20 protein-coding genes are annotated in these 24,321 nt (G+C 33.4%); 9 read left to right on the forward strand and 11 right to left on the reverse strand.

The features are described from left to right. Positions 1 to 161: 161 nt before the first annotated feature. Complete coding sequence (locus CELAL_RS18740; protein WP_013552461.1) at positions 162 to 2,840, forward strand: PKD domain-containing protein; 2,679 nt, start codon at positions 162 to 164, stop codon at positions 2,838 to 2,840. On the opposite strand, the gene recG is transcribed toward CELAL_RS18740, so the two are convergent. Then, the gene (gene recG / locus CELAL_RS18745; RefSeq protein WP_013552462.1) at positions 2,833 to 4,938 is read right to left on the reverse strand and encodes an ATP-dependent DNA helicase RecG; all 2,106 of its coding nucleotides are present in this window, start codon (positions 4,936 to 4,938) and stop codon (positions 2,833 to 2,835) included. The two genes, CELAL_RS18740 and recG, sit on opposite strands and share 8 nt — an antisense overlap. 80 nt (positions 4,939 to 5,018) lie before the next feature. Between recG and CELAL_RS18750 the strand changes: the two genes are divergently transcribed. The 3 genes from CELAL_RS18750 to CELAL_RS18760 are packed head-to-tail and all read left to right on the forward strand — an operon-like array spanning position 5,019 to position 8,927. Continuing rightward, the gene (locus CELAL_RS18750) at positions 5,019 to 7,109 is read left to right on the forward strand and encodes a M1 family metallopeptidase (RefSeq protein WP_013552463.1); all 2,091 of its coding nucleotides are present in this window, start codon (positions 5,019 to 5,021) and stop codon (positions 7,107 to 7,109) included. Position 7,110: 1 nt separating this feature from the next. After that, entirely contained in the window at positions 7,111 to 8,025 is a 915-nt protein-coding gene (locus CELAL_RS18755; protein ID WP_013552464.1) for a patatin-like phospholipase family protein, read from the forward strand. Positions 8,026 to 8,039: 14 nt separating this feature from the next. Continuing rightward, positions 8,040 to 8,927: a patatin-like phospholipase family protein gene (locus CELAL_RS18760; protein ID WP_013552465.1), complete on the forward strand. Its 888-nt coding sequence runs from the start codon at positions 8,040 to 8,042 to the stop codon at positions 8,925 to 8,927. 15 nt (positions 8,928 to 8,942) lie between these two features. Here CELAL_RS18760 and CELAL_RS18765 read toward each other — a convergent pair whose 3' ends face one another. The 7 genes from CELAL_RS18765 to CELAL_RS18795 all read right to left on the reverse strand — a co-directional run bounded on the left by CELAL_RS18765 (position 8,943) and on the right by CELAL_RS18795 (position 15,978). Then, complete coding sequence (locus tag CELAL_RS18765; RefSeq protein WP_013552466.1) at positions 8,943 to 9,458, reverse strand: DUF7935 family protein; 516 nt, start codon at positions 9,456 to 9,458, stop codon at positions 8,943 to 8,945. Positions 9,459 to 9,528: 70 nt separating this feature from the next. Then, entirely contained in the window at positions 9,529 to 9,855 is a 327-nt protein-coding gene (locus CELAL_RS18770; RefSeq protein WP_013552467.1) for a hypothetical protein, read from the reverse strand. Positions 9,856 to 9,955: 100 nt separating this feature from the next. After that, positions 9,956 to 10,735: a hypothetical protein gene (locus tag CELAL_RS18775; RefSeq protein ID WP_013552468.1), complete on the reverse strand. Its 780-nt coding sequence runs from the start codon at positions 10,733 to 10,735 to the stop codon at positions 9,956 to 9,958. A 30-nt stretch (positions 10,736 to 10,765) separates the two neighbouring features. After that, positions 10,766 to 12,484, reverse strand: a complete 1,719-nt coding sequence (locus tag CELAL_RS18780) for a hypothetical protein (protein ID WP_013552469.1) — start codon at positions 12,482 to 12,484, stop codon at positions 10,766 to 10,768. Between the two features lie 10 nt (positions 12,485 to 12,494). Next, positions 12,495 to 14,048: an FMN-binding glutamate synthase family protein gene (locus tag CELAL_RS18785; protein ID WP_013552470.1), complete on the reverse strand. Its 1,554-nt coding sequence runs from the start codon at positions 14,046 to 14,048 to the stop codon at positions 12,495 to 12,497. Positions 14,049 to 14,157: 109 nt separating this feature from the next. Further along, the gene (locus CELAL_RS18790) at positions 14,158 to 15,435 is read right to left on the reverse strand and encodes an amidohydrolase (protein ID WP_013552471.1); all 1,278 of its coding nucleotides are present in this window, start codon (positions 15,433 to 15,435) and stop codon (positions 14,158 to 14,160) included. A 3-nt stretch (positions 15,436 to 15,438) separates the two neighbouring features. Next, positions 15,439 to 15,978, reverse strand: a complete 540-nt coding sequence (locus CELAL_RS18795) for a DsrE family protein (RefSeq protein ID WP_013552472.1) — start codon at positions 15,976 to 15,978, stop codon at positions 15,439 to 15,441. 131 nt (positions 15,979 to 16,109) lie between these two features. Between CELAL_RS18795 and CELAL_RS18800 the strand changes: the two genes are divergently transcribed. From CELAL_RS18800 to CELAL_RS18820, 5 genes are all read left to right on the forward strand, one after another. Further along, positions 16,110 to 18,482 (forward strand): ATP-dependent helicase, encoded by a 2,373-nt coding sequence (locus CELAL_RS18800; protein WP_052304045.1) that lies wholly within the window; start codon positions 16,110 to 16,112, stop codon positions 18,480 to 18,482. A gap of 20 nt (positions 18,483 to 18,502) precedes the next feature. Then, the gene (locus tag CELAL_RS18805) at positions 18,503 to 18,790 is read left to right on the forward strand and encodes a putative quinol monooxygenase (RefSeq protein ID WP_013552474.1); all 288 of its coding nucleotides are present in this window, start codon (positions 18,503 to 18,505) and stop codon (positions 18,788 to 18,790) included. A gap of 5 nt (positions 18,791 to 18,795) precedes the next feature. After that, positions 18,796 to 19,179, forward strand: coding sequence for an SMU1112c/YaeR family gloxylase I-like metalloprotein (gloA2, locus tag CELAL_RS18810; protein WP_013552475.1), 384 nt, complete (start codon positions 18,796 to 18,798; stop codon positions 19,177 to 19,179). A 117-nt stretch (positions 19,180 to 19,296) separates the two neighbouring features. Then, positions 19,297 to 20,994, forward strand: a complete 1,698-nt coding sequence (locus CELAL_RS18815; protein ID WP_013552476.1) for an alkaline phosphatase D family protein — start codon at positions 19,297 to 19,299, stop codon at positions 20,992 to 20,994. A 129-nt stretch (positions 20,995 to 21,123) separates the two neighbouring features. Continuing rightward, entirely contained in the window at positions 21,124 to 21,744 is a 621-nt protein-coding gene (locus CELAL_RS18820; RefSeq protein WP_013552477.1) for an L-threonylcarbamoyladenylate synthase, read from the forward strand. A gap of 72 nt (positions 21,745 to 21,816) precedes the next feature. Here the strand turns inward: CELAL_RS18820 and CELAL_RS18825 are convergent, their stop codons facing one another. The 3 genes from CELAL_RS18825 to CELAL_RS18835 form a co-directional block, all read right to left on the reverse strand. Then, positions 21,817 to 22,668, reverse strand: a complete 852-nt coding sequence (locus CELAL_RS18825) for an OmpA/MotB family protein (protein ID WP_013552478.1) — start codon at positions 22,666 to 22,668, stop codon at positions 21,817 to 21,819. A 77-nt stretch (positions 22,669 to 22,745) separates the two neighbouring features. Next, positions 22,746 to 23,750 (reverse strand): glycosyltransferase family 2 protein, encoded by a 1,005-nt coding sequence (locus tag CELAL_RS18830; RefSeq protein WP_013552479.1) that lies wholly within the window; start codon positions 23,748 to 23,750, stop codon positions 22,746 to 22,748. 100 nt (positions 23,751 to 23,850) lie between these two features. Continuing rightward, positions 23,851 to 24,297: a type I restriction enzyme HsdR N-terminal domain-containing protein gene (locus CELAL_RS18835; RefSeq protein ID WP_013552480.1), complete on the reverse strand. Its 447-nt coding sequence runs from the start codon at positions 24,295 to 24,297 to the stop codon at positions 23,851 to 23,853. Positions 24,298 to 24,321: the final 24 nt, after the last annotated feature.

Raw genomic sequence — 24,321 nt, forward strand, 5'->3', positions numbered from 1 at the left:
TTAGAATTTCAGTTAGAAACAATAAAATCATTAAGACTGATATTTAAAGTTTATCTGGGAATAATAAACTGGTTAGAATATGAGGTATTTTTTATATTTATAAAGTGTAAAGAAGAATAATTGAGATTTCGAGCATTAATCTCTAATTTGATAAATTAGGTATGAAAAATTTTAAAACTTTAGGGATATCTCTCATTTTAATACTGACTATAATAATAGCCTGTACCAAAGAAGTAGGCTTATACACTGAAGTAGAATTTGAAATTACAGAGGAACATGAGGTTGATGGATTTATTAATAATCCATTAGCGACTTTCTTGATAGTTACTCCTGAGGAACTATTAGAAGATCTTAGTTATTCTTTTTCGTATAAAATAAATTCTGGAGCGGGGTATTTTGAAGCTGTTGACGGAACTATAATTCAAGAAGGAGAAAAAGCTTCTTTTAATCCACTATCTGCTTCATTAGATTATATTCCAACTTCGATAGGAGATCATTCGGTAACTTTTACCGCATCAGATACTTTTGGTTTTACAGAAGAAATTACCCTTACCTATACCATTACGAATATTCCAGTTACGTGGACAGCCGAAGGACCTACGGGGCCAGTACTACTAGGAAGTTCTCAAAGTATTACGCTGACCTTAGGAAATGAAGCGGCAATAACAGGAGCAACCTATCAAAGAAATTATTCGTTCTCTGAAGGCTCAGGGAATTTATATACCGCGGCTCCTGAAAGCAATACTATTGCGGTGAATGATTTTGTAAGCATTGTACCAGGAACCTATCAATTAGAATATATCTCTAATGAATTAGGCATTACCACTATTGAGTTTTTACTTAGAGATAGTAATGAACAAGAATTAATAGCTACCGTTACTTTTGAAGTGGTTGATGAACTTTCTACTGAAAAAGAAATTACTTCATTTATAGTAAATGGAATAGCAGGGACTATTACAGGAACTACTATCGATGTGGTACTTCCTGAAGGAACTGATTTAACAGCTTTAGCACCCGTAATTATACATACAGGAGCAAGTATTTCGCCCGAATCAGAAATAAATCAAGATTTTTCGAATCCTGTAATTTATACGGTTACCGCTCAAGATGAAACTATACAAGCTTATACGGTAAATGTAACAGTTCCTTCCGCGAATCAAGCTCCAACAGCAATAGCAACTTCAGATGTAACTTCTGGCGTTCCTTCCTTAGACGTGCAATTTACAGGAGATACTTCTACTGATCCAGATGCTGGAGATGTATTAACGTATGCTTGGAATTTTGGAGATGGAAGCACAGCAACAACTGCTAATCCTTCTCACACTTTTACAACCGCAGGAACGTACACGGTAACACTTACTGTTACGGATGATAGAACTCCAGCTCTCAACAGTACGGATACGATCACGATAATAGTAACAGATGCCAATCAAGCACCAACGGCAATAGCGACTTCTGATGTCACTTCTGGAGAAGTTTCTTTAGACGTACAATTTACAGGAGATACTTCTACTGACCCAGATACAGGAGATACATTAACCTATGCTTGGAATTTTGGAGATGGAACCACAGCAACAACTGCTAATCCTTCTCATACCTTTACAACCGCAGGAACGTACACGGTAACACTTACCGTTACCGATGATGGAACACCGGCTTTGTCTAGTTCAGAGGTTACAATAACAATAACCGTAAATGCTCCTGCCAATCAAACACCAACCGCTATAGCCACTTCAGATGTAACTTCTGGCGTTCCTTCCTTAGACGTGCAATTTACAGGAGATACTTCTTCTGATCCAGACACTGGAGATACATTAACATATGCTTGGAATTTTGGAGACGGAACCACAGCAACAACTGCTAATCCTTCTCATACCTTTACTACAGTTGGAACGTATACTGTTACACTTACCGTTACCGATAATGGAACACCGGCTTTATCAAGTTCGGAGGTTACAATAACAATAACCGTAAATGCTCCTGCCAATCAAGCACCAACAGCCGTGGCAGATAATTATTCAGTCATAAAAGGAACTAATAACAATCTATTTAATGTTATTGCAAACGACTCTGACCCAGATGGGGATACGCTTACGGTTACTCTTGAACTCTTTCCTCTTAACGGTACAGCAACGATGTCAGGTAATCAGGTAAGTTATAGCCCAAATATAAATTTTGTTGGAACGGATCAAATTGGATACCAAATAAGTGATGGTAATGGTGGAATGGCTAGCGGATCAATTACTGTAACCGTAACAGGTCCTACTAACCAGGCACCAACAGCAGTTGCCACAGGGCCAACAGCCACAATTACAGGAGTTGTTGAAAATTTTTATGCAGATTCATCATCAGATCCTGACGGGGACAATTTAACTTATTTGTGGGATTTTGGAGATACAACCACTTCAAATTTAATAAATCCAACACATAGTTATACAACGGTAGGAACCTATACGGTTACCTTAACTGTTACCGATAATGGTTCTCCCGTTCTTAGTGATTCTGAAGTAATTTTGATTAATGTTACGGGAGCTACACCAACAGCCACATTTAGTAATTCACAAATAGTCACCGATGCAAATCCATCAACACAAGGAATACTAACTATTAATAATGGAAATATATCTTTTACTATTAATATTTTTGGTGGCACAGGATCGGGAGGAGTTAGTTTAATATTTACAATTCTGGGTGTTGATACATGGAATGTATATGCTGATCAAGGAGATGTAAATAATTCAATTACAGATTTGATACCACCAGGTACTTACAATTACTATATTGACATATTTACAGTAGCTGGAGGAAGTGATAGTTCTGGATCAGTAATAGCTAACTAATATACTTCCAAATATTCTTATGCCTAACTAATTGTGCATACGTATAATTAATTACTGCATTCTCATCTTTAGCAAGGGTAGGGTCGTCTTTTAGAAGTTGTAGCGCATAGTAACGGGCTGTTTTTAAAATATCATTGTCTCTAACGATATCTGCTATCTTTAAATTTAACATACCACTTTGTTGGGTTCCCATTAAATCTCCTGGGCCACGGAGTTTTAAATCGACCTCGGCGATTTCAAAACCATCATTGGTACGGACCATTGTTTCTAATCGTGTTTTTGCTTCTGTAGATAGTTTAAAACTCGTCATCAAAATACAAAAACTCTGATCTGCACCACGGCCAACACGACCGCGTAATTGGTGTAGTTGTGACAATCCAAAGCGTTCCGCACTTTCTATAATCATTACCGAAGCATTGGGTACATTAACGCCCACTTCTATAACCGTAGTGGCTACCATAATTTGTGTTTCCCCCTTCACAAAACGCTGCATTTCATATTCTTTATCTACAGGTTTCATTTGGCCGTGAACAATAGAAATCTGATATTCAGGCTGAGGAAAATCACGGACAATACTTTCATAACCATCCATTAAATCTTTATAATCTAATACCTCAGATTCTTGAATTAGTGGATATACCACATAAATTTGCCTTCCTTTTTTAATTTCCTCTCGGATAAACTGAAATACTTTTAAGCGGTTAGAATCATACCGATGTACCGTTTTTATAGGTTTTCGTCCTGGAGGTAATTCATCAATCACAGAGATATCTAAATCGCCATACAAACTCATCGCCAAAGTTCTCGGTATTGGGGTGGCTGTCATCACTAAAACATGTGGTGGTATCGTATTTTTATGCCATAATTTAGAACGCTGTGCAACACCGAATCGGTGCTGCTCATCTACAATGGCTAATCCTAAGTTTTTATACTGTACTTTATCCTCCAACAGGGCATGAGTGCCTATCAAAATTTGAAGCTCCCCACTTTCTAACTGTTCGTGTATGACTTTCCGAGCAGATTTTTTTACAGAACCTGTTAATAGTGATACCGTAATGCCAACACCTTCTAGTAGCTCTTGAATGCCTACAAAATGCTGATTCGCTAAAATCTCTGTAGGTGCCATCAAGCAGGCTTGAAATCCATTGTCAATCGCTAGCAACATCGCCATTAAAGCAACGATTGTTTTTCCAGAACCAACATCACCCTGCAATAAGCGATTCATTTGGGCATTGCTCCCTAGGTCTGATCTAATTTCTTTCAGTACCCGTTTTTGTGCGTTGGTAAGTTCAAAAGGTAAGTGATTGTTGTAAAAATCAGTAAATATGGTGCCTACTTTATCAAAAGGGAAGCCTTTGATACGCTTTTTATGCAACATATTCTTAGCGATGAGTTGCAGTTGAATATAAAAAAGCTCTTCAAATTTTAGTCTAAATTGTGCTTTGGCTAATAATTCTTGATTCTTAGGGAAGTGAATATTAAACATCGCTTCACTCTTAGAAATTAAATGTAGTTCTTCTATAATTTTAGGCGAAAGGGCTTCCGTAAATTTCCCATTCAGTTCTACAAAAATCTGCTGAATTAATTTACTTAGCACTCTATTCGTAATCCCCTTATTACTCAGTTTCTCCGTGGACGGATATACCGGCTGCATGTAAATTTTTAAGCCCTTTTCATGGTCCACAAGCAATTCCATTTCAGGATGCGGCATGGAGAAGGTACCGTTGTAAAAATTGGTTTTTCCAAAAACCACATAGGGTACATTGAGCTTTAAATTCTCACGAATCCATTTTTGCCCCCTAAACCATACCAATTCCATTTTACCGGTATCATCTAGAAAGGTAGCTACGAGTCGATTCCCTTTTTTTTGTGCTACCGATTTTATATGGGTGATTTTTCCAACTACCTGAACTTCAGAAGTATTTTGTTGTAAAAGATTAATCTTATAATACTGTGTCTTATCTATGTACCGGTGGGGAAACAGATTTATAAGATCTTGATAGGTTTGAATGCCAAGCTCAGATTGCAAGGTGCTAGCCCTATTAGGACCAACACCTTTTAAGTAAGCAATGGGAGTTTGTAAAAAATTTGCATTCATAGGACTAAAATACTTCTTAGAAACAAAGGAACAAAAACCAAATTGCTTATTTTGGTATTGATTTTGAATTTTATTAAAATATGCGGTATTTATTTTTAAGTTTTATCTGTTTATTCTCTATTTCTTTAAGTGCTCAAGAGCAGAAATCTGTCGATTTTATTTCTGGCACAGCCTCACTTTCTATTCTTCCTAAGGAGAAGAAAATCATAGGGACGGTAACCTATGCTTTTGAGGTTTTAAAAGATGTTGATAGTATTTTTTTAGACGCAAAAAATATCAAATTTACAACCATAAACCTTAATGGTAAAAAAGTAAAGTATGTTAATGACGAAAAACATGTTATTATCAAAAAGCGATTCAAAAAAGGAAAATCACAAATACTGAATCTTTCTTATGAAACGCAACCTAAGCAAACTGTTTATTTTATTGGATGGGAGGACGATACAAGTACAAATAATCAAGTTTGGACACAAGGTCAAGGGAAATATACGAGTCATTGGCTTCCAAGTTTTGATGATATGAATGAAAAGGTTGTCTTTGACTTAACTATCAGCTTTGATTCAGCATATGAAGTGGTGGCCAACGGAAAGTTAATTGATTCCAAAAAGGATAAAGATAATACGACCACTTGGTATTATGATATGGATAAGCCTATGAGTAGTTATCTTTTAGCTTTTTCTATAGCGAATTATGATAAAAACGTACTAAAAAGCGCTACGGGTATACCTCTAGAACTATATTACTATCCTGAAGATGAGGCTAAAGTAGAGCCTACCTACCGATATACAAAAGAAATTTTTGATTTTTTAGAAGGTGAGATTGGCGTAGATTTCCCTTGGCAAAATTACAAACAAGTACCGGTAAAAGATTTTCTATATGCAGGAATGGAAAATACCACGACTACTATTTTTTCTGATGCCTACATGATAGATTCTACTGCTTTTATAGATAAAAATTATGTAAATATAAACGCCCATGAATTAGCGCATCAATGGTTTGGAGATCTTGTTACGGAGGTTGATGGTCATCACCATTGGTTGCAGGAAGGCTTTGCAACCTACTACGCTTTATTATCTGAAAAAGAACTTTTTGGAGATGAGGAATTCTATTGGAAATTATTTGATACCGCTGAAATGTTACATAAAAGCACTATAGATGGCAAAGGAGAATCACTTAAAGATCCAAAAGCTAGTAGCTTAACGTTTTACGAAAAAGGGGCTTGGGCTTTAGTATTTCTTAGAAATGAAATAGGAGCAAAGGCTTTCAAAAAAGGGATTCAGAACTATTTAGAAAAATACAAATTTAAGAATGTAACGATTAAAGAATTCCTACAGGAAATGGAAACAGCAAGTGGTACATCTTTAGTCAGTTTTGAAACGGTATGGCTAGAAGAAAAAGAATTCTCTAATGAAGCTGCTTTAACCTATTTAAAAGAAAATTCTTCAAGTATTGCTGATTTTATAAAACTTCAATATGCAGTGAATGCTTTATTACCGCAAAAAGAACAATTAGCCTTAATTGAAAATGCGTATGCGACATCTACCTCTATTGCATTTAAGAAAAGAATTGTTTTAAACTATTCTGAATTATTTTCAGAAGATTTAATTGAGGAAATACTGGCTTCAAACGTATTAGAATTGCGACAAGCATTACTATTAAAAACTGTTCAAATTCCTTTAGGGTTGCAGGCAAATTTTGAATCATTGTTAGAAGACCAAAGCTATGTGACGGTTGAAAATGCTCTGTACCGCCTTTTTTTGAACTTTCCTGATAACAGAAAAGCGTATTTAGACCAAACAAAAGACATTGTAGGTTTCTCTGACAAGAATGTACGCTTGTTATGGTTAACATTGGCTTTGGTTACTGAAGATTATAACAGTTTAAAGACCAAAGAATATTTTGATGAATTAGGGAGTTATACAAATGCTAAATATGATCCTAAAACACGAGAGACAGCTTTTCAATACCTATTTCAGACGTTTGGATTAACAGATATCAATTTAGAAGATTTAGCAGATGCCAGTATGCACCATAGTTGGCAGTTTAAAAAATTTGCAAGAGCATTATGTGATGAGTTGCTAAAAGATGAAGCCTATAAAAATAGAATTATCGCATTATTGCCTAAATTAAATGAAAAAGAAAAACTGTATCTTACTAGTAAACTAGAGTAGTATGAGAGCATTAGTAATTTCTGGAGGTGGGAGTAAAGGGGCTTTTGCTGGTGGCGTTGCCCAATATCTTATTGAAGAAGCACACCAGGAGTATGATCTATTTTTGGGAACGTCTACTGGGAGTCTTTTAATTTCTCATTTAGGCCTAAAAAAAATAGAAAAAATCAAAGAAATTTATACGTCTGTAAGTCAACGTGATATCTTTAGCAATTGTCCTTTTTCAATACAAAAAAAACATGGTGTTGAAAGTATTGGTATACATCATTTTAATGTGCTGAAAAATTTTTACCGCGGAAGCAAAACCTTTGGAGAGAGTCATAATCTATTGCAACTTATAAAAAACACCATTACCCTAGAAGAGTTCAATATCCTTAAAAACGGTCCAAAAGATATTGTAGTAACCGTATCTAATTTATCACTTAATCAAGTGGAGTACAAATCTATTAATGATTTTTCATACGATGAGTTTTGTGAATGGGTATGGATTTCTTGTAACTATACGCCATTTATGAGCTTAGTAAAGAAAAATGGATGTGAATATGCTGATGGTGGGTTAGGAACCATGGTGCCTATTGAAGAAGCCATAAAAAGAGGGGCAACTACTGTAGATGCTATTATTTTGCAAACAGAAGTGACACATTTAAACCGGATGCCATCTAAAAATGTGTTCTCATTGTTGACCAATATGTTTGCTTTTATGTTAGATCGTATCGAGCATCAAAATATTAGAATCGGAAAGTATGTAGCTAAGCATAATAATGCAATCATCAACTTTTATTATACTCCCACTGTTTTAACTACAAATTCACTTATTTTTGACGAAACTAAAATGGCAGCTTGGTGGAAAAGCGGATTTAATTACGCGAAATTTAAAAGTTCAGAAAGTAGTCCGTTAAAACCAGAAGTAACCAACTAATAAAATATTAAAATTTGAAAGCATTAGTAATAAGTGGAGGTGGGAGTAAAGGTGCTTTTGCTGGTGGAGTTGCCCAATACCTAATGGAGATTAAAAAAAAGGAGTATGATCTATTTCTTGGCACCTCTACAGGGAGTCTATTAATTCCGCAATTATCGCTAAATAATGTTGGTAAACTTTATGATATTTATACCAATGTGAACCAACTTTCTATTTTTAGCTTAAATCCGTTTATTGTAAAGAAAAAAGATGGTCGTGAATTTGTAACAATTAACTATTTTACCACATTTTTACAGTTTTTAAAACGTAAAAGAACTTTTGGAGAAAGCGGTGCCTTACGTAGAACCATCAAAAAGAATTTTTCTCTAGAAGAATTTAATCAAATAAAAAATTCAAACAAAAAAGTAATTGTTACCGTTTCAAATTTATCTAAAAATAGAGTAGAGTATAAGGAGCTAAGTGAATTTAGCTACGAGGAGTTTTGTGATTGGATTTGGATTTCTTGTAATTACATCCCGTTTATGTCTTTAGTAAAACGCGATGGGTATGAATATGGCGATGGTGGTTTAGGATGTGTTGTTCCTATCCGAGAAGCCATCAGAAGAGGCGCTACAGAAGTAGACGCGATAATCTTAGAATCAGAAAACTTAAATCAGAATAAAGTATTGGGTAAGAATCCGTTCTCTCTTATGCTAAGTATTTATGGCTTTGTTTTAGATCAAATAGAATACCACGATGTTTCTGAAGGGGTGTTAGCTGCCAAACACAACGGCGTGAAATTAAATTTATATTACACGCCAACCAGGCTTACCGAAAACTCGCTTGTTTTTAATAAAAAACTAATGCGAGAATGGTGGTTGCAAGGATTTAGTTATGCCGAAGAAAAATTTAAAGAAAAATAAAAATAGATGTAAAGCTTACCAAAGATTGCTTATTTCTTTCTTTACAAAGGATAAGGCTGTTGCCGATGGCGATGCTTTGTCCATCGTATCACTCAATACATCTTCTCTAAATTTATCTGCATTTTCTGCACTCAAAGCTGCTTTTCTAATAGATTGAATGGTAGCACTTTTTGCAGCTTTTATAATATTCCAGCAATCATCAGTAAGATATATTTGTTGCGATAAATTATGATCAAATTCGGTTTCAATAGTACGTATCAAAAGCAATTCATAATCATTTTTATTAGATGTTAACGGAGCAACTCTCACTACTAAACTAGGTATAGAAATACGTTCTAAAAATAAGGACATACGCTCATACGCCTGTAAGCGAATAGGCAATGTATGTTTTTGAGTATCTTTTTGTAGCAAATATCTTCTACGGCCTTCTTCATTTTTTGTATGCATTTTAAAAAAGTAAAAAGCAACAACGCCGGTAACTATTGATGGCAATAAATAAGCGAATGCTTGTAGAATCTGTTCTCCGTTCATAATACTTGTGGTTTTAATTGGTTATAGATTTTAAAACGAAGTAATATTTAAAAAAGTATTTTAATGAAATTTATCTCACTAAAAGTTTATTAGAGACCTTATAAGTTGCAGTATATGCCATACCTGATTCTCCTTTTTTAAAGTTGAAAAATGTTTTTTTATACCATTTTGGATCTGTAGCTTTTTTGTTGTGTGTTTCATGACTAGAAATACCAAAAGATGCACCATTTAATTGCGCTTCTATCGTATAGATACCAATACCGAAATATTCACATTTTTGTAATACAGTTTCAAAATCAGCTTCTGAAAAATAATGAATCCCATCTGCTTCAAAATTTTCATTTACATTTTTTAAATCGATGAAAACATTTTTCTCTAAAAATTCTTGTTGTTGCATAATTGTAAAAACAGTTTATGTATTTCGCGCGAAAGTAATTAAAAATTTATCTTGAATGATACGTAACGCATTTTATTAATTTGTCTTATCAAATTAATTTTTAATTATTCTCTTTAATTTGTTCACGCACTAAAAAATAAAATGCATCAAATTTTGGTGAGATGCGAATATTTAGACCCTCTGTAAACCCACCATCTTTTGTTGTTGCTACCAAGCGAGCATTACTAATACTATATTGTTTTTGTAGCTTATTTGCTAGTACTGTTGCTAGATTTAAAGCCACATCAAACTCCCCCGTATTGGTTACCCCTTCTACTGTAATAGTAGCATCTTTATATCGTTTTAACACATTAGTGATTTGAGTTAACATACTTTCTGTAGCAGATTTTTCTACTGCACTTTTAGAGGTTAATCCATTTCTTGTTGCTTCGTTTAAAGAAATGGTAACAGCTCCATTAGCCACATTAATAGTACTGTTTTCTCCTAAACTCTTTTTTAAGTCTGTTAAAATAGCTAATGCTATAGAATCATGACTACTAAATTTATCATTAATTACTTTAAGTTTAGCTTCTTTATCTTGTAGACTTTCTAATGTTTTACCAATATTTTCAGATTTTTCAATAGAAGCTTTGGTAAAATTATTTATATTTTCCATTAATGAATTATTAGTAACTAATAACTCATCTACTTGCGTCTTATAAGAATCTGCTTCTGTTTTACTAACAGTTTCTCTTTTTTTAGAGACTACATACAAATTATTAATAGAATCTTTAGCTGCTTTTAAATTCTGAATTTCAATTAATAGATCAGATTTTTTTTGAGCCTGCAATGTAGTAACGCTAATAAAAAGGATACTTAAAAGTGTAAAATATTTAATCATATTGTAAAAAGATTTAAGGGCTAAATTAAATTATTCTTCGAGTTTTTCCGGGTTATTATTTTTTAATTCTCCAATAGTATCAGAATTAGGTGCTCTAGTAATTTCATTAAATTTATTTAAATTAGATATATTCTCAATATCGCTGTTGGAATTGATTCCCGCAAGTACTTTATTATCATCAATATGTACGCTAATACAACGAACAATATCATTTAAGAAATTATCATCTTTATTCATTTCTAAAATATAACGAAGACCTTCTAAGTTATTGGTAGAAACATCCGCAAGGGTAGTGGTTACTATTTCACTGACAAAAATCCACGAGGTAGATTTTGTATGCATAATGGTATTCTCACTTCGAGTACTATCGTACACAGACATTCCCGTTGCTATTTTTGATTCATTAAAAGTACCGTTAGACGTAAATTGCACCAAATGTGATGTAAATTGCATTTCTCCCCAAAATATGTGAGCAATTCTTACCCAATAGTATTGGAAAACGAACAAAATAGAAGCAAAGAAAAAAGTAGTAAAATAGTTTCTAAAAGAAAAATCGTTAGCAAAACTATTCAGGTTAAAAAAAATGACAACACATCCTAAAACTGCCATTAATCGGCCAACAACTGCGATAATAAAGCGTACTTGCTCCATTTTTTTACTTACTGTAACCTCACGGTATATAGGTTGTGTCTCTTGAATAGAATCTCCTTTAAAATTTCCTTTATTTTGTGCTCCTTCAAATTCTAAAATAGGATTCATTTCTCTATAAATTCTATTTGGCAATTCTTTGTACCTTTTGTTTGCCATTTCTAAATCGAAAAAGCGAAACAAATCTCTTGGGTGGTGCTGTAGTTGTAACTCGTTTAAATATTCACTAACTGCTGTATTAGGAACCGTTTCATTTACTCTCGTCTTTGCTAAAAAATAAGCCGCAAAAGTGGTCAATAATCCTAAAAATAGTATGGTAAATATACTTCCAAAAATAGGGATATTAAGGGGTATAAAATCAACACTCCTTTCTGATAATTTTGCCATAACCACGGGCAAAATAATTGTTAATACTATGGGGATAATAATTGCCTTTACACTAATCCTACGAGGATTTTTTGTACTTAATCTAGCATTTGTAGGTCTATTTCTATACCAAACCACTAAAAGATATAGCGATAATAGTAAGGCATACCATTCCAAAATGGTACTTGCATTATGTACATCCAACATCCCTGTTTTAATAGTAAAAAGGCCTAATAAAAATAGGAGAACAGACACGATTGATTTAATAACCGCTACGGAAACACCATCTACCATAGCTCTATACGCTGGTGGTAAAAATAAAAAGTTAGGAATAAGTGTAATCACAAATCTAGAGAAAAAGTTATCTTTCTCTTGAAAAGTAAAATTCAATCGTTTTTTAAGCATTTCAGCAAGTCCACTTGGCTTGTAAGCCATATTTCTCCGATCATCTTTTTCATTGCTTAAATTACCTGGTACATTTCTACCGACCAGAAAACGAAACACATAAAAACTACCACGTATTAAGGAATAAACACCCCATGATAAAAAAGACAAAGCAACCCCAAGTTTTAACCATGCGGTAGATTTTAATCCAGAATTTAAATCTGATGAGATATTAAAAACTAATATAATTCCAATTATTAGGATAAGGAGTCCTCGTGCTAATTCTAAAAAACCTTCTAATTTAAAAGGGTTTTTTATGCCTAATGTGTCTTTACCGTAATCAAATGCCATAGAAAAATTATTACTTTATTTTTTTTCCTCCTAGATGAATGCAATCATATAATTCTTGTACACCATTAAAAGGAACAGGATTTTTCTGATATTTATAGGTAGATCTTAAATCTCTATTCAAATCAATGTCATCTACATTCACTTGAATATCTTCCATATGAAACTGACATGGATGTTCATACCCAGCAGCATGGGTAATTTCTAAAAATTCTTTTCTAAAAGATTTAAAATACTGAGCCAAACGTTCTGATTTTAACGGAATATCTATACCGTTTTGCAACCATTTATTTTGTGTTGCTATACCTGTAGGGCAACGATTGGTATGGCATACCTGCGCTTGAATACACCCAATGCTCATCATGGCTTCACGGGCAACATTAATACAATCTGCTCCCATAGCAAAAGCCATAGCGGCCTTAGCAGGAAAACCTAATTTACCGCTTCCTATAAATACAATCCTATCTGTTAATTCTCTATTTAAAAATACTTTATAGACACTAGAAAATCCATATACCCATGGTAAGGAAACATGATCTGCAAAACTAGGAGGAGCAGCACCAGTACCACCTTCACCACCATCAACCGTAATAAAATCTGGGCCTTTACCCGTTTTTTTCATGATATCTGCCAATTGTTCCCATTGGTCTAATTTTCCAATAGCTCCTTTTATACCTACAGGTAAACCTGTTTCTTCTGCAATTTTTTCAATTAATTGTAATAACTCAGGTACATTTTTAAAGGCTTTGTGTGTCGCAGGAGACAATACATCTTTACCCACTTCTACACCTCTAATTTCTGCTAATTCAGGGGTTATTTTAGCACCTGGTAAAACACCTCCTTTTCCTGGTTTAGCTCCTTGAGATAATTTAATTTCAATAGCTTTTATACATGGATTGTCCTCAACTAATTTTTTTAGCTTTTCTATAGATAAGCTTCCTTCATCACTGCGGACACCAAAATATCCTGTTCCAAAATGAAAAACTACATCTCCTCCTTGTTTGTGGTAAGGAGAAAGTCCACCTTCACCCGTATTGTGATAAGCATCTGCTAAACCAACACCTTTATTCATTGCTGATACAGCTGCAGCAGAAAGTGAGCCAAAACTCATCGCTGATACATTAATAACAGAAGCGGGTCTGTATGGTTTTCTACGTTTATTATAAGCACCAATTACTTTAGCACAAGGAACAAAACTTGAATCTTCTAAATTAGGATGGTTTTTTGGAACTTCATATGCCATCATCTGATTTTTCACAAAGATATATTGGTGTGCATAAATATCTCTATCGGTACCAAAACCTTCGTAATTATTTTCTTTTTTTGCAGAGGCATAAATCCACCCACGTTCAATACGATTAAAGGGTAATTCTTCTCTATTATTTGAAACAAAATATTGACGCATTTCTGGTCCAATACTTTCTAACCAATATCTAATATGACCAACTAAAGGAAAGTTATGCGAAATAGTATGCGCTTTTTGGAAAAAAACGTCTCGAATAGCTATAATTAAAATAACTAATAGAACCCAACCATACCAAGGAATCTTTACAATAAAATCAATCATAAACGGAAATTTTCAAATAAAATTATTAAGAATAGCAAACCTATAAAAAAAATCGAGTTCAAAATTAATTTTTATCAAAAGAGAACTCGAAAAATTTACAGTAGGGTTCCTATTTTTTATTTAGATAATCTAAACTCAATGTTGTAAGTGCTTTAACCCCTAAAAACATACCACTATCATCTATTTTAAAATCTGGAGTATGATGAGGAAATGCTTCTGTATTTCCTGGAGTCATACCTCCTAAAAAGAAATAAAATCCAGGTACTTTTTCTTGAAAAAAGCTAAAATCCTCACCACCAGTAGTTGCTTTTATTAAACGTACTTGTGCTACACCTGCTACTTTTTGTAATGTAGGTACCATTGCTTCAGTTAGTTGTTCATCATTGTAAGTAATGGCCGTATTGTTTTGAAATTCTATAGTTGCAGATCCGCCATAGGCTTTAGCAAGGCCCTCAGTCATTTCTGTCATGCGACGAACAATTAGAGTTTTCATATCGGGATCTAACGTACGAACAGTTCCAATCATTTCTGCACTTTCTGGAATTATATTAAAGCGCACTCCCGAGGTTATTTTCCCAACAGTAATTACAGCAGGTTCTACAAGCAAATTAGATTCTCTACTGATGATTGATTGATACCCATCAATAATTTTTGCTGAAATGTAAATTGGATCTACACCTCCCCAAGGTTGTGACCCATGTGTTTGTTTTCCTTTTACATGAACAACAAAACGCTCTACAGCTGCCATAGTACCTCCGGGTTTATAACCAATTACTCCTACCGGGGTAGCACTATTAATATGCAGACCAAAAATGGCATCTACATCAGGATTAGTTAACACTCCTTCTTTAATCATTAATGCAGCTCCTCCTTCTTCTCCTGGAGGCGGACCTTCTTCTGCTGGTTGAAAAATAAATTTTATGGTACCGTTAATCTTGTCTTTATTTTTTGATAAAACTTCTGCCACGCCCATTAGTATTGCAATATGCGTATCATGACCACAAGCATGCATCACTCCAATTTCGGCTCCTAGAAACTCACCAGTTTCTTTAGATTTAAAAGGTAAATCACCACGTTCTGTAACAGGTAAACCATCAATATCTGCTCTTAAAGCAACAACTTTTCCTGGCTTATTTCCTTTTAAAACACCAACAACACCAGTTTTTGCTACTCCTGTTTGCACTTCTATCCCTAGGGAAATTAAGTGTTTAGCAATTTTTTCTGCAGTTTTAAACTCCCGATTAGAGAGCTCTGGATATTGATGAAAATCTCTACGCCAATCTATTACTTTCTGTTCTACTGATTTAAAATCTTTCTCCGATACTGCGTTTTGAGCAAATGCACAAAACCCAAAAAGCAGAAAACCTTTGAGTACAAGTTTGTTCATATATTAAAATTTAATTAATCTATAATCATCATTTTGCAATAACACAAGAGCAGTCATTGCTGATAGAGAAAGTTGAACTCCATTTATCATTTCAGTCTTTTCTATTTTCCATGAATTTGCAGACTGTCCGCATAAAATAACTTGCACATCTGCAGTAAGTAAGGCTTTGATTAATTCTAGATTGGGATTTTTAGTCCCATATTTTTTTTTATAAGCAGCATCTGTTAATACATCCTTTGTAGCAGCACCATGAATAACTAAGGCCGCTTTGAGCTGATTTACAGGAACTCCCGCTTGAGCATGCATATTTAAAAATCGAGCTCCAGTTTCTATATAGGGGTTAATCTTAGTATGTTCTTTAGGGCTATTACCCACATCAAAAACAGCCTTAAATTCTTGAGTAGTTGCTACTTTAAAGTCAGGCTTTTCTACTTTAAAAACTTCTCCAAAATCTTTAATAATTGGTCCTGAAGCTTTTTCTTGTCCAAAACTTAAGTTTAATAGAATAATAGATAGAATTAAAGAATTACGTATAGATTTCATTGTAAATTAAATAAAGTGTTGCATATTATGAGAATAATACCCCTTTCTTTTCAAATATATTCAAAATGATTTTATCGTTTACGTTTTTTGTTTATAATTATTAGAAGCATCATTTTAGTATGCTGGCAATTATGGTTAAATTCACGGTTCCAAAAAATTCAAATAAAAAACAGTTGGAAAAATATATAAATCAATTAAATGATGCTCAACGAGCACCAGTTTTACATAAAGATGGACCGTTAATTGTTATTGCTGGTGCAGGATCGGGAAAAACACGTGTATTAACGTACCGAATTGCTTATTTAATGAGTTTAGGAATAGACTCATTCAATATTCTGGCATTGACATTCACCAACAAGGCTGCTCGAGAAATGAAAGCTAGGATTGCTGCTATTGTAGGTAATGCTGAAGCAAAGAACTTAATGATGGGAACTTTCCACTCGGTTTTTGCTAGAATATTACGTTATGATGGTGATAAATTAGGGTATCCCAGCAATTTTACAATTTATGATACGCAAGATTCTCAACGTTTAATAGCTTCTATCATCAAAGAAATGGGACTTGATAAGGATGTATACAAATACAAACAAGTTCAAAATAGAATATCCTCCTATAAGAATAGCCTTATTACGGTAAGAGCCTATTTTAATGATGCTGAATTACAAGAGGCAGATGCAATGGCTAAACGCCCAAGAATGGGAGATATCTATCAAAATTACGTAGATAGATGTTTTAAAGCAGGAGCAATGGATTTTGATGATTTATTGTTGAGAACTAATGAGTTACTAAACAAATTTCCAGAAGTTCTAGCCAAATATCAAGACCGTTTTAGGTATATTTTGGTAGATGAGTACCAAGATACAAATCATTCTCAGTATCTAATTATTAAAGCATTATCAGATAAGTTTCAGAATATTTGTGTGGTAGGAGATGATGCTCAAAGTATTTATTCATTTCGTGGCGCCAACATTAGTAATATTTTAAATTTTCAGAAAGATTATGATAATGTAGTTATGTACCGTTTGGAACAAAATTATCGTTCTACACGAAATATTGTAAATGCGGCCAATTCTATCATTGCAAAAAATACAAATCAGCTAGAAAAAGTTGTTTGGACAGATAATGATGATGGTCCTGCTATAAAAGTTCACAGAAGTACTACAGATGCCGAAGAAGGTAGGTTTGTTGCAGGTTCTATTTTTGAAAACCGCATGCAACACCAAATGTCTAACGGAAGTTTTGCGGTACTTTATCGTACCAATTCACAATCAAGAGCCATAGAAGATGCTTTGCGTAAACGCGATATTCCTTACCGTATCTATGGCGGATTATCATTCTATCAAAGAAAAGAAATTAAAGATGTACTTTATTATTTGCGATTAGTAATTAATCCTAAAGATGAAGAAGCATTAAAACGGGTCATAAATTTTCCTGCACGCGGAATAGGTATGAGCACCTTAGATAAACTGACTGTAGCGGCTAATCATTATGGACGATCTATTTTTGAAGTAATTGAAAATTTAGACCGAATAAACTTAAAAATAAATGCCGGTACCAAAAGAAAGTTAGTAGATTTCACCAACATGATTAAGGGTTTTCAAATCATGAATGAAACTGTTAATGCTTTTGAAATATCGGAACACGTTACTAAAAAAACTGGAATTCTCTTAGAGTTTAAAAAAGATGGTACCCCCGAAGGTATTGCCCGAATGGACAATATAGAGGAGCTTTTAAATGGTATAAAAGATTTTGTTGAAGGACAAAAAGAAGTAGTAGATGCTACCGGAAATATTAGTGAATTCCTTGAGGATGTAGCCCTAGCTACAGATTTAGATAATGATACTGGTGATGATGACCGGGTGGCATTAATGACAATTCACTTGGCAAAAGGACTAGAATTTCCCCATGTATATATTGTTGGGATGGAAGAAGATTTATTCCCTTCTGGTATGAGTATGAGCACTCGTAGTGAGTTAGAAGAGGAGCGAAGGTTGTTCTATGTTGCCATTACCAGAGCAGAAAAACAAGCTTATTTAACGTATACACAGAATAGGTACCGTTGGGGTAAATTAATTGATGCTGAACCTAGTCGCTTTTTAGAAGAAATTGATGAGAAATATATTGAAAATTTAACCCCTATAGATAATCCTGGATACCGTTATAAATCTATGATTGATACGGATATATTTGGAGAGGTAGATAAAAGTAGACTTCGTCAAATTAAACCTACCAGTGGTATTCCACCAAGTACGGCTAAACCAAATGAAAATCAGCTTAGAAAATTAAGAAAATTAAAACCAGAATTAGCACAACCTATTGGTAATACAAATACTGTAGATCCTAATTTAGCAGAGGGGAGCTTAATTAATCATACTCGTTTTGGTCGTGGTACCGTTGTAAAAATAGAAGGTGTTGGTAATGACCGTAAAGCAGAAATTCAATTTGATGGTGCAGGGATTAAAAAACTGCTTCTCCGTTTTGCTAAACTAGAAATAATTGGTTAAAAGTACGCTAATAAACTGTTATGGAAATATACTTAAGTGTTCATATTAAAAGTAAACCTGAACATCAGGAAAATGTAAAAGCTATTCTACAAAATTTAGTGGTGCAAACCTTGAAGGAAGATGGTTGTATAAGGTATGATTTACATCAAGGTATTGATGATGAAAGTACCTTTGTTTTTTATGAAATCTGGAAAGATCAAAAAGCATTGGATTTCCATAATCAAACATCCTATATAAAAGCACTAGGTAACTCATTGGAAAATAAGTTAGTATCTGAAGCTGTATTGGTAAAAACAACCAAACTCTAAATAAGATGTTTAAAGGAATTCATCATATTGCTATTATCTGTTCTGATTATCAAAAATCTAAACACTTCTACTCCGAAATTCTAGGGTTACAAATTCTTCAGGAAGTGTACCGAGAAGAAAGAGATTCTTATAAATTAGATCTTGCTATTAATGGAAATTATTGTGTTGAGTTGTTTTCTTTTCCTAAAGCGCCATCTAGGCCTTCTTATCCTGAGGCCTCTGGTTTGCGGCATTTAGCCTTTGAAGTTTACGATATTGAAGGTACCGTAAAAGAACTAAATATAAAAGGTGTACCAACAGAAGCAATAAAAATAGATGAACATACTGGAAAGAAATTTACCTTCTTTGCAGACCCAGATAATTTGCCCTTAGAACTGTACCAAAATTAGCTTCAACAAATCTCTTTTTTCTATTTTTTCTTTAAACAGTACGATAACAATTACGTAAAGTTTAACTAACCATAGAGTGAGATAATAGTATCATTTTTGATGAAAATTTTACTATTTATGTCAACCAAGAACACTACGAGAAGAAAATTTATCGAAAGGACCTTATTAGCTTCGGGAGCTATTATTTTAGCTCCTAATTTTATAAGCTGTAAAAAAGATGAAGACCTTACGGTATCAGAATTAGATACCACACAACTTACAATCAAAAATTTTAATGAAGGAGTCGCTAGTTTTGATCCAAGTAGTTCTTCTGTATTGTTATGGACCCGCTATGCTTCCGCCGATGCAGAAATTATTTGGGAAGTAGCTATAGACCCAAGTTTTTCTTCAATTTTACGGAGCGGAAAAATTACAACAGAAACCTCAAGAGACCATACAATTGCTATTGAATTAACAGCGTTAAATGAAAATTTAAAGCTTTACTACAGGTTTGCTAATATCGCAGACAATGCACTATCTGCTACTGGAGAAACAATCACACTTCCTGAAGAAGCTTCTTCTGTAAAACTGGCCGTATGTTCTTGTTCTAATTACCAAGCTGGTCTATTTAATACTTATGATGCTATGGCCAATTCAAATGCTGATATCATTGTGCATTTAGGTGATTATTTTTATGAATACGGTGCGGGTGGTTATGGTTCAACAGCAGAAAATGCATCTTTAAACCGCCAACATAAACCTGCAAATGAAATTATTACATTAGAGGATTATAGAACCAGGTATAAACAATATCGTTCTGATACCGATCTACAATTAGCCCATCAGAAAAAACCTTTTATATGTGTTTGGGATGATCATGAAATAGCCAATGACACCTATAAAAATGGTGCTAAAAACCATGATGAAACAACAGAGGGAAGTTTTGAAATTAGAAAACAAAATGCCTTACAATCATATAGTGAATACTTACCTTTTTCAAGACAAGATAAAGACAATAACAGTATAATTTACAGAACTATAAATATTGGGAATCTTGTAAATATGATTATGTTAGATACCCGTCTTATAGGTCGAGATAAACAGTTAAGTCTAGCTAATTACTTTGATGCTACTGGCTTAAATACAGTAGCTTTAGAGAACGATTTAAATGATCCTTCAAGAAGTATTTTAGGTACTACACAAAAAGAGTGGTTGCTTAGTGAGTTAACGAGTAACACCAACCAATGGCAAGTATTAGGCCAACAAGTTTTAATGGGGCAAATGGATATTCCTATTGCGATGCTTACCGCTTTTGGTTCTGAAAATTTTGCTGAAATACTCACTGAACTTGTAACTATAAAAGTAAGAATGCAAAACAATGATCCTACCCTAACAGATGCAGAAAAAACAAAGGTTTTAACAACTGTTCCTTATAATTTAGATGCTTGGGATGGATACCCAGTAGACAGAGAACAAATATATCAGGCATTAAATGGCAAAAAGATAGTTACTTTAGCGGGGGATACCCATAATGCTTGGAACAACACATTATACGCAGCAGATGGAACAGAAGTAGGCATAGAGCTTGCTACTTCTAGTATTAGTTCTCCTGGTTTTGAAACTTATTTAGGCACAACAGATGCCGCTTTCATTACTGGGTTTCAACAAGCATTAACTACATTAATAGATGGTTTGCGCTATTTTGACGCTTCTAAAAGAGGGTATATGATGACTACTTTTACAAAAACTGAAATTACCTCAGAGTGGATTTATGTAGATACTATTTTATCGTCTTCCTATGAAACAAGTATTGGTCATACCATAACATATTCATAATATATTTTAGAATTTAAAAAACCCATTAGTAGTAACTAATGGGTTTTCTCTTTGTTTCATAATTACAGAAGCCTTAATTATACACCACTTGAATAAAAAATAGTACCTTTAAAAGATCATTTTAAAACTATGTCTGAGTTCATTAAAATATATCCGGAAAATCCGAATCCGAAAGAAATAAAAAAGGTAATAAACGTTCTTAAAAAAGGCGGACTAATAATTTACCCGACGGATACTGTATACGGTTTAGGTTGTGATATTACCAATACAAAAGCGCTAGAAAAAATTGCTAGAATTAAAGGTATAAAACTAGATAAGGCAAATTGGTCTTTTATATGTGCCGATTTAAGTAATTTATCTGATTATGTACGCCAGATAGATACACCAACCTTTAAAATTTTAAAACGAGCTTTACCAGGTCCTTATACATTTATCTTACCAGGGAACAATAACCTTCCTAAAGAGTTTAAAAAGAAAAAGACCGTAGGTATTCGTGTGCCAGACAATTCTATAGCTAAGGCAATTGTAGAGGCCCTAGGGAATCCTATTGTATCTACGTCTATACGTGATGAAGATGAAGTTTTAGAGTATACCACAGATCCTGAGTTAATTTTTGAAAAATGGCAAAATCTTGTAGATATTGTTATTGATGGTGGTTATGGTGATAATAAAGCATCTACAGTAATTGATCTATCGGAGGGAGAACCTATCGTAATTAGAGAAGGTAAAGGTCCTATTGATATTTTCTAACAAATAAGAATTAAAATGTAAGTATAAAAAAAGGCGACCAATTGGTCGCCTTTTATATGATATATCAATTTATTATTTATTGATAGCAGGATCTTTCATTCCTTCTTCAATCATTTCATAGAATTGATCAATTTTTGGAAGTACAACAATACGAGTTCTTCTGTTTTTAGCTTTATCTGTAGTAGATACAGGAACATAAGAAGATCTTGCCGCAGCAGTCATACGCTTTGGGTCTACATTGTAATCGTTTTGTAAAATACGAACAATAGCAGTAGCTCTTTTAGCACTTAAATCCCAGTTGTCTAATAAAATTCCACCATTGTAAGGTACATCATCAGTATGACCTTCTACCATGAAATCAAAATCAGGTTTGTTATTTACAACTTTTGCAACTTTTCCTAAAACTTCTTTAGCTCTATTCGTTACATTGTAACTTCCACTACTAAATAATAATTTATCAGAAATAGAAACAAAAACAACTCCTTTTTCAACGCTAATTTGAATATCCTCATCATCAAGATTTCCTAGAACACCTTTTAAGCTTTGCACTAAAGATAAGTTTACAGAATCTCTACGCGTAATTGCATCGTTTAATTTTCTGATCGTTAAATCTTTTTCTTGTAAGCTTTCTAAAGACTTCTCAAGGTTTTGAGCTCCTTTAGAAGATAGGGTAGTTAAATTACCCATGTTGTTGATTAATTCTTGATTATTGCTTTTCAAAAATGCATTTTGATCTTCTAAAGTTTTTAACCTTGATGAAGCAGATGCTTTTTCTTCTAAGCAAGTGTTTAATTTTACAGTCGCAGAGTTTAATAAATCTTGAGTCTCTTTACTTTTTGCCTCTAAATCGGCATATTTTTTTTGTGACACACAAGAGGATAATAATAAAGTAACCCCTAAACAGCCTAAAATGATTTTGTTCATAATTATTAATGCTTAAATTAATTTGTTAATTCCTAGCAAAATTATACAAAAAGCGATACGTTAACATTTCGCTTTCGTTAATGTTTTACTAAATTCTTAAACTTTCTATTATGATATACGAAATGAGACCAGACTATAGACTTTACAGTATAATAATTTGGCATATATTTAGTCTTTTCACGCTTTTTAAATATTTTGAAAAAGTTGATGTAAAAGCTTAAATGTGCTTTTAAAATAGCAAAACAGTGACTAAACTTGCCTTGTAAAATAAATCGGAGTCCTGCTACACCATCTAAAAGTAAGCGAAAAAATATAATTGGAAATGCTTTTTTTCTAGGTAAATTTTTAGTGATAGAATAGAGCGAATTTCTAAAATTCAAAAAAGTTTTTTTAGGATTCATATTACTTAAAGTAGACCCTCCTAAATGATAAATTTTAGAAGTTCCTACATAAAATATTTTATACCCATGATTATGAGCACGCCAACATAAATCTACTTCTTCCTGGTGCGCAAAATAATCCTCATCAAACCCTTTTAATTCTCTAAAAACATTACTCTTTATAAATAAGCAAGCTCCTGTAGCCCAAAATATTTCTTTAACATCATCATATTGACCTTTATCTTTCTCTAAGGCTTGAAATATTCTTCCTCTACAAAAAGGATAGCCCAATTGATCTATAAAACCACCTGCTGCTCCCGCATATTCAAAATATTCCTTACGCTTATAATCTAAAATTTTAGGTTGGATTATAGCGACTTCCGGATGTTCATTAAAGTGATTTTGAATTGGCATTAACCAATTTTCTGTTACTTCTACGTCAGAATTTAAAAGGCAAAAAATATCAGCATCCACATATTGAAGTGCATCATTATACCCTTTTGCATACCCACCATTACTTGTGTTTTGTATAATTTTTATTTCAGGATAATTTGTCCTAATAAATGAAATAGAATTATCGGTAGAAGCATTATCAGCAACATATATCGCTGCTCCTTTAGAAAAATTCTGAACAGAAGGTAAAAATTGTTCGAGTAATTCTTCTCCATTCCAATTAAGTATAACAACTGCAATTTTCGACATTAACTAAGGTCCAAACTAATTTGCTGGATATTTTTCATTTAATAACAGCTACAACTAAAAAAAGTATACTAGTGTTAAGATTATTTTTGAAGTTCACAAATTAACGGCTAAATTCAGGAATATCAACCAAAAAAGAATACTTTTCTTCCTGAAAATCCATTTCGCAGTAAAAATGAGACAACCCATTGCTCACCATTAAATACTCCGCTTTAAGTTGCATGTTATATCTGGCAATTTGATCAAAAACAGTTTGTGTAATGTTAATTTCTGGAGCTTTACATTCTATTAAAACCTTTATAGTACCATCAGAATTAAAAATAACAACATCGTATCGTTTTACTAAACCATTAACTTTCAGTTGTTTTTCAACATTAACAAGGCTTAAAGGGTATTTTTTTTCTGATATTATATAATGTACAATGTGTTGTCTAACCCATTCTTCGGGCTGAAGAACCACAAATTTTTTACGGACAACATCAAAAATATAGACTTTATTTTCGCTATTTTTGAACCGGAAGTCATAAGCAGGAAAATTTAATACTTGCATGGCACAAATTTGATGATTATTTCT

Source organism: Cellulophaga algicola DSM 14237 (assembly GCF_000186265.1).
Classification (GTDB): Bacteria; Bacteroidota; Bacteroidia; order Flavobacteriales; family Flavobacteriaceae; genus Cellulophaga; species Cellulophaga algicola.